Origin of the sequence: Pseudomonas sp. NPDC089534, assembly GCF_044749305.1 — a bacterium.
GTDB lineage: Bacteria > Pseudomonadota > Gammaproteobacteria > Pseudomonadales > Pseudomonadaceae > Aquipseudomonas > Aquipseudomonas ekonensis.
Genome location: NZ_JBIVHR010000141.1, coordinates 1 through 10,666, shown reverse-complemented (window position 1 = coordinate 10,666; position 10,666 = coordinate 1). Strand labels below are relative to the sequence as shown.

10 protein-coding genes and 1 pseudogene are annotated in these 10,666 nt (G+C 65.6%); 3 read left to right on the top strand and 8 right to left on the bottom strand.

All coding sequences use genetic code 11. The annotated features are described in order from the left end of the window. Window positions 1–48: 48 nt before the first annotated feature. Window positions 49–114: pseudogene (locus ACIP0B_RS26735) on the bottom strand (hypothetical protein); the annotation flags it as partial. A gap of 289 nt (window positions 115–403) precedes the next feature. Next, window positions 404–3,034: a phosphoenolpyruvate carboxylase gene (ppc, locus tag ACIP0B_RS26730; protein WP_400837817.1), complete on the bottom strand. Its 2,631-nt coding sequence runs from the start codon at window positions 3,032–3,034 to the stop codon at window positions 404–406. 212 nt (window positions 3,035–3,246) lie between these two features. Here ppc and ACIP0B_RS26725 point away from each other — a divergent pair, with 212 nt between their 5' ends. The 3 genes from ACIP0B_RS26725 (at window position 3,247) to ACIP0B_RS26715 (ending at window position 5,158) form a co-directional block, all read left to right on the top strand. Next, window positions 3,247–3,588, top strand: coding sequence for a pilin assembly protein (locus ACIP0B_RS26725; protein ID WP_400837814.1), 342 nt, complete (start codon window positions 3,247–3,249; stop codon window positions 3,586–3,588). A gap of 322 nt (window positions 3,589–3,910) precedes the next feature. Next, the gene (locus tag ACIP0B_RS26720; RefSeq protein WP_400837811.1) at window positions 3,911–4,315 is read left to right on the top strand and encodes a DUF4398 domain-containing protein; all 405 of its coding nucleotides are present in this window, start codon (window positions 3,911–3,913) and stop codon (window positions 4,313–4,315) included. A gap of 54 nt (window positions 4,316–4,369) precedes the next feature. Further along, a complete protein-coding gene (locus ACIP0B_RS26715) occupies window positions 4,370–5,158 on the top strand; it encodes an OmpA family protein (protein ID WP_400837808.1) in 789 nt (262 codons plus the stop codon). 174 nt (window positions 5,159–5,332) lie between these two features. On the opposite strand, the gene ACIP0B_RS26710 is transcribed toward ACIP0B_RS26715, so the two are convergent. The 6 genes from ACIP0B_RS26710 to lysS form a co-directional block, all read right to left on the bottom strand. Then, window positions 5,333–5,662 carry a hypothetical protein gene (locus ACIP0B_RS26710; protein WP_400837805.1) on the bottom strand — a complete coding sequence of 110 codons (330 nt, stop codon included), beginning with the start codon at window positions 5,660–5,662 and terminating at the stop codon, window positions 5,333–5,335. Beyond that, window positions 5,659–6,573, bottom strand: coding sequence for an alpha/beta hydrolase (locus ACIP0B_RS26705; RefSeq protein ID WP_400837802.1), 915 nt, complete (start codon window positions 6,571–6,573; stop codon window positions 5,659–5,661). Before ACIP0B_RS26705 ends, ACIP0B_RS26710 begins: the two co-directional genes overlap by 4 nt. 149 nt (window positions 6,574–6,722) lie before the next feature. Next, complete coding sequence (locus ACIP0B_RS26700; RefSeq protein WP_085581306.1) at window positions 6,723–8,000, bottom strand: flavohemoglobin expression-modulating QEGLA motif protein; 1,278 nt, start codon at window positions 7,998–8,000, stop codon at window positions 6,723–6,725. Window positions 8,001–8,033: 33 nt separating this feature from the next. Further along, window positions 8,034–8,588 carry a hypothetical protein gene (locus tag ACIP0B_RS26695; protein WP_400837798.1) on the bottom strand — a complete coding sequence of 185 codons (555 nt, stop codon included), beginning with the start codon at window positions 8,586–8,588 and terminating at the stop codon, window positions 8,034–8,036. Between the two features lie 55 nt (window positions 8,589–8,643). Next, the gene (locus ACIP0B_RS26690; RefSeq protein WP_400837820.1) at window positions 8,644–9,348 is read right to left on the bottom strand and encodes a TetR/AcrR family transcriptional regulator; all 705 of its coding nucleotides are present in this window, start codon (window positions 9,346–9,348) and stop codon (window positions 8,644–8,646) included. A gap of 118 nt (window positions 9,349–9,466) precedes the next feature. Next, window positions 9,467–10,666, bottom strand: a 1,200-nt coding sequence (gene lysS, locus ACIP0B_RS26685) for a lysine--tRNA ligase (protein WP_400837795.1), incomplete at its 5' end; no start/stop codon positions are given.

The window sequence follows — 10,666 nt, the reverse complement described above, 5'->3', positions numbered from 1 at the left end:
CGACGCACGCAGCATGTCGACGGAGGAGATTTGCGGAATGCCGAATTACACGGTGATGAACTTAGCCTGAGACCCTATAACGGCCCCGGGAGCTCCCAGCAGAATGACGCGCATCGATGTGCTCCTCAATTTTTTATATAAAAAACAACGGATTCGCCTCGTGGGGCCAATCTTGAAAATAGGGTCGCGGCCGCCCAAACGGCCAAAGGCTGATCAAGATACACAGCAGGCTGCGCCCACACAAGACACCAAAAGTCGGAGAAACCGGCCCCTGCCGCGACGTTGCGCCGCAGTGTCCCAAGTCGCAACCCCGTCATTAACTGTCGCCTGACCGCACCTTTTCGGCAGGCTCCGCCAGGCCCCCGCCAACCGCTGCGGGAGCCTGCGCCCCTCGCACAGAACCTTAGCCGGTATTTCGCAGACCGGCGGCGATCCCCGCCACAGACACCAGCAGCGCCTGCTCCACGGGGCTGCCTTGCACCACTTCCTGGCGCCGGGAACGGGCGAGCAGTTCGGCCTGCAATAGATGCAGCGGATCGAGGTAAGTGTTGCGCAGGCGGATGAATTCCAGGGTGTCGGGGCTGTGCGCCAGCAACTGCGACTGACCGGTCAGCCCGAGGACGACGGCGCACGCCTGCGACAATAGGTCGCGCAAGTGCGCGCCCAGCGGCAGCAGCGCCGGCTCGACCAGGCGCTGGTCATAGGACAGCGCGATGTCGGCGTCCGCCTTGGCCAGCACCATCTCCAGCATGTCGATGCGGGTGCGGAAGAACGGCCACTGCTCACGCATCTGCGCCAGCAGGTCCCCTTCGCCGCGGGCCAGGGCGTTGTTCAGCGCGGTCTCCCAGCCGAGCCAGGCCGGCAGCATCAGCCGCGTCTGGGTCCAGCCGAAGATCCACGGGATCGCCCGCAGGCTCTCGATGCCGCCGGCACGGCGCTTGGCCGGACGGCTGCCCAGCGGCAGGCGCCCCAGTTCCTGCTCCGGCGTGGACTGGCGGAAATACTCGACGAACTGCGGATTCTCCCGCACCACGGCGCGGTAGGCCTTGACGCCGTCGGCGGCCAGTTCGTCCATCAGGTGCCGCCACTCGGGGGTCGGGGGCGGCGGCGGCAGCAGGGTCGCTTCGAGCACCGCCGCCAGGTAGAGGTTGAGGTTCTGTTCGGCGATGTCCGGCAGGCCGAACTTGAAACGGATCATTTCGCCCTGCTCGGTGGTGCGGAACCGCCCCGCCACCGATCCCGGCGGCTGCGACAGGATCGCGGCGTGGGCCGGACCGCCGCCTCGGCCGACCGTGCCGCCGCGGCCGTGGAACAGCAGCAGCTCGACCTGCTGAGCGCGGCAGATCTCCACCAGCCGCTCCTGGGCGCGGTACTGGGCCCAGGCGGCGGCGGTGGTGCCGGCGTCCTTGGCCGAGTCGGAGTAGCCGATCATCACTTCCTGCGGGCCCTGCAAGCGTGCGCGGTAGCCCGGCAGCAGCAACAGCCGCTCGATCACGGGACCTGCGTTGTCGAGGTCGGCCAGGGTCTCGAACAGCGGCACCACGCGCATCGGCCGCAACACACCGGCCTCCTTGAGCAGCAGCTGCACCGCGAGCACATCGGACGCGGCGCCGGCCATGGAAATGACGTAGGAGCCCAGCGAAGCGCCCGGCGCGGCGGCGATCTCCTTGCAGGTGGCGAGGACTTCGGCGGTGTCCGCCGAGGGCTTGAAGTGGGCCGGCAGCAATGGCCGGCGGTTGTTCAGTTCGCGGGTCAGGAACTCGATGCGCTGCTCCTCGCCCCACTCCTCGTAGCGGCCCAGGCCCAGGTAATCGGTGATTTCAGTCATGGCCGCGCTGTGCCGCGACGAGTCCTGCCGCACATCCAGCCGCACCAGGAACAGGCCGAACGTCACCGCCCGGCGCAGGCAATCGAGCAGCGGGCCGTCGGCGATCACGCCCATGCCGCATTCGTGCAGCGAGCGGTAGCACAGCTCCAGCGGATCGAGCAGTTCGCGGTTGCCGTGCAGCACGTCCGCCGGCGCCGGGGTGGCGGCGGTCAGCGACGCATGGGCCCAGTTGCGCGTGGCGCGCAGGCGTTCGCGCAGTTGCTTGAGCACGGCGCGGTACGGCTCGGCGCTGTCGCCGGCGCGGGCCTTGAGTTCGTCGCTGGCCTGCTGCATCGACAGCTCGGCGGCCAGGCGGTCGACGTCGCGCAGGTACAGGTCGGCCGCCATCCAGCGCGCCAACAGCAGCACCTCACGGGTGACGGCGGCGGTGACGTTGGGGTTGCCGTCGCGGTCGCCGCCCATCCATGAGGCGAAGCGGATCGGCGCGGCCTCCAGCGGCAGGCGCAGGCCGGTGGCGGCGTGCAGCGCCTGGTCGGCCTTGCGCATGTGGTTGGGGATCGCCTGCCACAACGAATGCTCGATCACCGCGAATCCCCATTTGGCTTCATCCACCGGGGTGGGCCGGGTACGGCGGATCTCTTCGGTGTGCCAGGCTTCGGCGATCAGGCGTTGCAGGGTGCTGTGGATCTGCCCGCGCTCGGCGTCGGTCAGGTCGCGGTGGTCCTGGGCCGCCAACTGGGCGGCAATCGCGTCGTACTTCTGGATCAGCGTGCGCCGCGCCACTTCGGTCGGGTGGGCGGTCAGCACCAGTTCGATCTCCAGCCGCGCCAGCTGGCGGGCCAGGGCCTCGGCGCTGTGGCCTTCGCTGCGCAGGCGGGCCAGCAGCTCCGGCAGCACCCGCGACTCGAACGGCGCGGCCTGCGACGCCTCGCGGCGATGGATCAACTGGTACTGCTCGGCGATGTTGGCCAGGTTGAGGAACTGGTTGAACGCCCGCGCCACCGGCAGCAGCTCGGCTTCGCTCAACTGATCGAGGCTGGCGCTGAGCTCGGCGTCCATCGAACCGCGCCGGTCGGCCTTGGCGCCCTTGCGGATCTGCTCGATCTTGTCGAGGAACCCCTCGCCGTACTGGTCTCGGATGGTGTTGCCCAACAGCTCTCCGAGCAGGTGAACATCTTCGCGCAAGCGTGCATCGATATCGGTCATCGGCAGTTCTCCAGCAGTCGTCCAGGCGGCTAAAAGGCGAGCGAATGGTCAGAGAGTGCCGCTCTGCGACGCGACTTACAAGCACACGACGAAGGGGCACCACACCCTGCGTCCGCCAGCTAACCTCAACGATAGGCCGCACAACGGCTCGCCACCGGCCCCGCCGGACACTCACCAGAACCTGCCACGAGCAGGTGCGTCATGAGGTCATCATGAAAATCCGTGAACTCGCCAAGCATTGGGAAGAAACCGCCAAGGGTCGCCTGACCGACACCGGCTACACCATCCGCCTGGATGTGGAAGCCGCCGCGCGGCTGGCCGCCATCGCCGAGATGTACCCCAAACGCCATGCCGAGGAACTGCTCGGCGAACTGATCGGCGCCGCCCTCGAAGAGTTCGAGGCGAGCCTGCCGTACGTGAAGGGCTCGACAGTGGTCGCCACCGACGAGGAAGGCGATCCGCTGTACGAGGACGTCGGCCCGACGCCGCGTTTCCTCGCCCTGTCGCGCCGGCATCTGCAGGACCTGTCCGCCGCCGGCAAGCCGAAGCACTGACCCCGCATCCCTCAAAAATGTGGGAGCCGGCCTGCCGGCGATGACGTCAGCGAGCGTGCCGCCGGACAGGGCAAAACCGTTGCGCCGGCTCCCGCTTTTGCCTCGGCGATACCGCCGGACACCGCCAAAGTTCCCGTTTTAGAGCCCTGCCCGTTCGGTCAAAAAAAATTTTGGCCATGGGCCATCTTTTCTGAACTTTTAAAAAATGCGCCCGGTCGGAACAGGTAACCACGCCTGGGACGAGCGTTTCAGAACGCGCTCCGACACGACGCATGCGACTCCTCGTCCAGGATGGATTCAGCGGTATCCAAGGAGTTGAACAATGGAGTTGAAGACCATGAAGACCCAAACCTCGTCCACCCCTCTGCGCAGCCTGAAACTGGTCGCCCTGGCCCTCGGCGCCGGCGTCGTGCTGGCCGGTTGCGCCGGCAACCCGCCGACCGAGCAGTACGCCGTCACCCAGTCGGCGGTCAACAGCGCGGTCAGCGCCGGCGGCACCGAGTTCGCCGCCGTGGAGATGAAGCAGGCCCAGGACAAGCTCAAGCAAGCCGAAATCGCCATGCACGACAAGCAATACGATCAGGCGCGCACCCTGGCCGAACAGGCCGAATGGGACGCCCGCGTCGCCGAGCGCAAGGCCCAGGCAATGAAGGCCGAACAGGCCGTGAAGGACTCCCAGAAAGGCGTTCAGGAACTGCGTCAGGAAAGCCAGCGCACCGTGCAGTAAGCGCGCATCCCGACCGCAAGGCTGAATCTCTTATCGACAGAAGGACGAACGAACATGCGTAATCAACTGATGATCCCTGCTCTGCTGGCCGCAAGCGTTGCCCTGGCGGCGTGCTCCACCCCGCCCAACCCGAACCTGGAACAGGCGCGCACCAACTACGAAGGCCTGCAGGCCAACCCGCAGGCCAGCAAGGTCGCCGCCCTGGAGACCAAAGAGGCCAGCGATTACCTGGACAAGGCCGACAAGGCCTACCTGGACAAGGAAAACGCGGCCAAGGTCGACCAACTGGCCTACCTCACCAATCAGCGCGTGGAAGTGGCCAAGCAGACCATCGCCCTGCGCACCGCCGAAGCCAACCTGAAGAACGCCGCCGCCCAGCGCGCCCAGGCGCGTCTGGACGCCCGCGACCAGCAGATCAAACAGCTTCAGGACAGCCTCAACGCCAAGCAGACCGACCGCGGCACCCTGGTGACCTTCGGCGATGTGCTGTTCGCCACCAACAAGGCCGACCTCAAGTCCAGCGGCCTGATGAACATCAACAAACTGGCGCAGTTCCTCCAGGAAAACCCCGACCGCAAGGTGATAGTCGAGGGCTACACCGACAGCACCGGCACGGCGGGCTACAACCAGTCGCTGTCCGAACGCCGGGCGACCTCGGTGCAGGTGGCGCTGATCAAGATGGGCGTCGATCCGTCGCGCATCGTGACCCAAGGCTACGGCAAGGAATACCCGGTGGCCGACAACGGCAGCGTCTCGGGCCGGGCGATGAACCGTCGGGTGGAAGTGACCATCTCCAACGACAACCAGCCGGTGCTGCCGCGTTCGGCGGTGAGCGCGAACTAAGCGTCGCACGCTGAAGCGAAAAGCCCCGCCTGAGCGATCAGGCGGGGCTTTTCATTTCCCGGTTCCCTGTGGCGAGGGAGCTTGCTCCCGCTGGCCTGCAAAGCAGGCCCGAATCGGCCGTGAGAGAAGCGCAGGCGGGAGCAAGCTCCCTCGCCACAAAAGGCTGTGAGACCGTTATTGCTGCAGTTGCTGCGGGGTTTCCTGGCCCATGCAGCGCACCGCTTTCTTCTTGTCGTTGACCAGCACGCCGGTCAGGCCTTTCTGTTCGGTGTCGAACAGCACCAGCACGCCGTCGATGCATTGCGCCACTTGCGGCGCCGGCTCCAGGGACACCCGGTAATCCTCGCCGGGGATGGTCTTGAGCATGGTGAAGTCGTTGAGCAGCAGCGCATCCTCGGGTTTGGCGAAGTGCAGGTAGCCGTAGTACCACAGGGCACCGACGGTGCCGATGATGCTGCAGATGCCGGTGATGATCAGCGGGATGGCGTTACGTTCTTCACTCATTGCGGACTCTCTGGGGGTTCGTCTTCGGTTTTCGGGGGCGGCGGATAGTTGGGGATCTCGCCGAGGCGGCGCAGGCCGTTGAAGTGTTCGGGGTCGTCCAGGTAACGCAGCATCACCTGGCGCCAGACCGGGTCGCCGAAGGTCTGCACGTGGCCGCCGCGGGTCAGCTGCAGCACCCGCGGCGGCGGCGCAGCTTGATACAGTCGGATGCCGTTGGAAAGGGGCACGAGGGGATCGTCGATGCTGTGGTAGATCAGTTTCGGCACGCCGTCGAGCTTCGCCATCGAACGGATGGCGCTGTCGCCGTCCGGCACCAGCCACGACAGCGGCACCTGGAACGGCCAGGTCATCCACGAGGTGCTCAGCGCGTACTGACCGACGCTGCGGTAGCTGGCGGGTACGCCATCGAGCACCAGGGCCTTGAGCTGCCTTTGGCGTTCCGGATGCTGCACGAGCCAGTGCACCGCCATCGCGCCGCCCAGGCTCTGACCCAGCACGACCAGCGGCTTGCCCTGGACTTCGGGGGCACGGTCCAGCCACGCGAAGGCGGCGTCGATGTCCCGGTAGATCGCCGGCAGCGACGGCTCGCCTTCGGACAGGCCATAGCCGCGGTAGTCCACCAGCAGCACCTGATAGCCGTTCTTCGGCAGCCACCAACTGCCGCCCAAGTGCATCGGCAGGTTGCCGCCGTTGCCGTGCAGGTGCAGCACCGTGCCCTTGACCTCGACCCCGGCCTTGGCCGGCAGCCACCAGGCGTGCAGGCGCAGGCCGTCGGCGGTGGTCAGGGTCACGTCGCGGTAGTCGAGCCCGGCCTTCTGCGGGGTGAACAACTGGCCGCGCTCGGGGTAGAACAGCAGCGAACTGCACCCGCCGAGGGTCAGGAGCAGGCAGACGATGCCGAGGATTCTCATCCGGTGAAACCTCGCTTTACTGGAATGGGAGCGCAGTCGAAAACAGTGGGAGCCAGCCTGCTGGCGATAGCGGAACATCAGGCAACATCATTGTTGAATGCTCAATGGCTATCGCCAGCAGGCCGGCTCCTACAGGTCTTGCTTCGGCCCTAAAGGATGTTGGAGTAGTCCGCCTCGATCCGGTCCAGGCTCAAATGGTTGAGGAAGTTGGAGAAGCACATCCACGCCGACAGCGCGTTCAGGTCTCGGAACTGCTCCGGCAGGTACTTGGGCGGCACCACCAAGCCTTCGTCCACCAGTTGGCGCAGGGTGCGCATGTCCTCCAGCGTGGTCTTGCCGCAGAACAGCAGCGGGATCTGCTCGAGCTTGCCCTTGCGCACGGCCAACTGAATGTAGTTGTAAACCATGATGAAGCCCTTGAGGTAGGACAAGTCTTTGGTGAATGGCAGACCGGTCGGCACCGAGCCCCGGAAGACCCGGCTCGCGTTGCCGTAGCTTTCCGCCATCTCGAAGCCCTGCTCGCGGAAGAACTCGAAGACCTGCAGAAAGTCCGCGCCCTCCTCCACCATGTGGATGGCGCGGGTGCGGTTGGTGAGCTTGCGCAGGCGGCTCGGGTAGGAGGCGAAGGTGATGATCTCCATCAGGATCGCCAGGCCCTCCTGGGTCACCGTCGACGAGGGCGGCCCCTTGGCCAGGAAGGTGCAGATCGGTTGGTTCAGCCCGTTGAGCGTGGTGCCGACGTGCACCAGGCCTTCGTGCACTTCCAGGGCCCGGACGTCGCGGCCGTTGAACATCGCGTCGGTGCGGATCTTGATGTAGTCGGCGCCCGCCGCCGCGTCGGCGACGATGCCGTCGGACTCGAACACCCGGATGGTCTCCTCGGCCTCGCCGAACACCTTGTTCAGCCGGGTCTGCAACAGGTGCACGGCGTCCTTGGCGGTGAGGGTCTTGGGTTCGTCCTTCAGGTCGCCGCGGCCGTCGATGTTGTTCAGGTAGTCGGACATCATCAGGCCGAGGTCGGCCAGGGTCGGGTCGCCGGCGTGGAACGCATCGGAGGCGGCGCCGTACAGCTCCTGGGAAATCAGGCCGAAGTCCTCGGTGCCGCGCGCCTCGAGCATGCGCACCACCATGCGGTACTCCTTGCACATGCGGCGCATGATCTGCCCCACCGGGCTGAACTGGCCGAGCTGGCGGGTGATGTCCCGCTCGATGTTCTGGAACTCCAGCTTGACCTTGCTCGAATCGAAGGTCAGCGGCCGGTTGAGGTAGTAGTCCCGGTCCACCGCCGGCAGTTCCTTGCCCTTGGCCTTGAGGAACCCCTTGCGCACGTTCTCGTCCCACTTGACCGCGTCGAGGACGCGGATCGGTGTCTGCGCCAGCACAATGCGATCGGACAGCGTGCGTATCGTCTGCTGGTAATCGTCCACCCGAAACTCCTGTAGAAAACGTGACGTACTGAATTATTCGGCCTTGCCCTGCCGCCGGTAGCGCGCCGCTTCGACGAAGACGTCGGAATTGGCCGGATCGTCGAGGTAAGCAAAGACCTTGTCGAGGCCGCTGTCGACCTGCACCCCGTCGCCGGCGTCGGTCGCGAAGCCCCGGCCGTCGAGGGCCTTCTGCGCGATGGCCTGGTTGATCTGCTCCAGGTCGAGGCTGTAGAGCACCAGTTCGTGGCGGTCGGTCAGCTCGAAGCCGGCGATCGCATAGCGCCCGCCGTACTGCGCCGGCACCTTGGCCGACAAGTACCAGCGGTTGCCGTGGCGGGACACCGTGAACGGATAGGCCTCGCGCTCATGGGGCCGGGCCTTGAACCAGGCGACGGCCTGATAGCGGTCGTTGCCCAGGCGGGTCAGCTGCAGGCTCATCGCGTCGCCCCAGGCGTCGGTGCTCGCCCATTGGCCGAGCAGGCCCTTGGGCAACGCCTCGGCGGCGGGCAGCGGATCCCGGAACGTCACCAGGCAGCCGCTGAGCAGCAGGAACGACAAGGCGATCAGTGCGCCACGCCAGGCTTTCATCCGACACTCCCTTGAACTTGATTCGCCCGCTCCCGCAACGGCGCCGCGATGGCCTTCAGACCGACGCCAGCACCAGATGCATGTAGCGCGTCAGGATGCCGAGCATGTCCTCTTCGGCCATAGGCTCGGCGTCGTTGAGCAGGCCCTGATATTCCATCCGTCCGATAATCGCCGTCAACACTTTGGCATCCTGCTGCGGCTCGCGGGAGCCCAGCACCTGGAACAGCTGGCAGGTGCCCTGCAGCAGGATCTGCTGATGCGAGCGCACCAGTTCCGCCAGGCGCGGGTTGAGCAGCGCCTCCTGGCGGAACGCCTGCTCGGCCATCAGGTGTTCGCGGCGGTTGACCAGTTGGCGGTGCACATAGTCGGCCATCAGCCGGGCGATGTCGTCGGCCAGTTGCGAACGCGACTCGGGGCTGCCGTCGCCGCTGACCACCATCTCGCGCAGCAGGCCTTCGTTGTTGATCCACAGCTTGGCCATGTAGGCCGCGCTGCGCTCGACGTATTGGGCGAAGGTATCGGTGAGCAGGTCATCGATGTCCTTGAAGTAGTACGTGGTGGCCGACAGCGGCACCCCGGCCTCGGCCGCCACCGCGCGGTGGCGCACGGCACGCACGCCGTCGCGCACGACAATGCGCATCGCCGCGTCGAGAATGTCCTGCCGGCGCTGCTCGCTGCCCTGTCGGCTGGCCTTGCGGCCCTGGTACTGAACACTTTCAGCGACCGCAACGGCGATTCCCGCTGCACCCTCTTGAGCCATTGCACCGATCACGGCAGGTATTCCTCTGTTGTTCTTTTCAAAAGTAACCATTTGATACGTTTGTACCAGACAGGCAATAAAAAACCGCCTGTTCGAGGCGGTTTTTTAGGTGAAACGTTTACGCTTGCGGCCGCATGTGCGGGAACAGGATCACGTCGCGGATCGACGGCGAGTTGGTCAGCAGCATCACCAGGCGGTCGATGCCGATGCCTTCACCGGCCGTCGGCGGCATGCCGTACTCCAGCGCGCGGACGAAGTCGGCGTCGTAGTGCATGGCTTCGTCGTCGCCGGCGTCCTTGTCGGCCACCTGGGCCATGAAGCGTTCGGCCTGGTCTTCCGCGTCGTTGAGCTCGGAGTAGGCGTTGGCGATCTCACGGCCGCCGATGAACAGCTCGAAGCGGTCGGTGACGTTCGGGTTCTCGTCGTTGCGGCGCGCCAGCGGCGACACTTCGAACGGGTACTGGGTGATGAAGTGCGGCTGCTCCAGCTTGTGCTCGACCAGCTCTTCGAAAATCATCACCTGCAGCTTGCCCAGGCCTTCGAAGCCCAGCACCTTGGCGCCGGCCTTCTTGGCGATGTCGCGGGCCTTGTCGATGTCGTTCAGGTCATCGGCGGTCAGCTCGGGGTTGTACTTGAGGATCGAGTCGAACACCGACAGGCGGGCGAACGGCTCGCCGAAGTGGAACACCTTGTCGCCGTAAGGCACGTCGGTGCTGCCCAGGACCAGCTGCGCCAGTTCGCGGAACAGTTCTTCGGTCAGGTCCATGTTGTCTTCGTAGTCGGCGTAGGCCTGGTAGAACTCCAACATGGTGAATTCTGGGTTGTGACGGGTCGAGACGCCTTCGTTGCGGAAGTTGCGGTTGATCTCGAACACCTTCTCGAAACCGCCGACCACCAGGCGCTTGAGGTACAGCTCAGGCGCGATGCGCAGGAACATTTCCATGTCCAGCGCGTTGTGGTGGGTTTCGAACGGCTTGGCCGCGGCGCCGCCCGGAATGGTCTGCAGCATCGGCGTCTCGACTTCGAGGAAGTCGCGCTTCATCAGGAAGCTGCGGATGTGGGCGATGACCTGCGAACGCACGCGGAAGGTCTGGCGCACGTCTTCGTTGACGATCAGGTCGACGTAGCGCTGGCGGTAGCGCTGCTCGGTGTCGGTCAGGCCGTGGTGCTTGTCCTGCAGCGGGCGCAGGGACTTGGTCAGCAGGCGCACGGTGGTCATCTCGACGTACAGGTCGCCCTTGCCGGAACGGGCCAGGGTGCCTTCGGCAGCCGGCTGTCCAGCGGATAGACCACCATGCCGTATTCCCGGGCGAGGTTC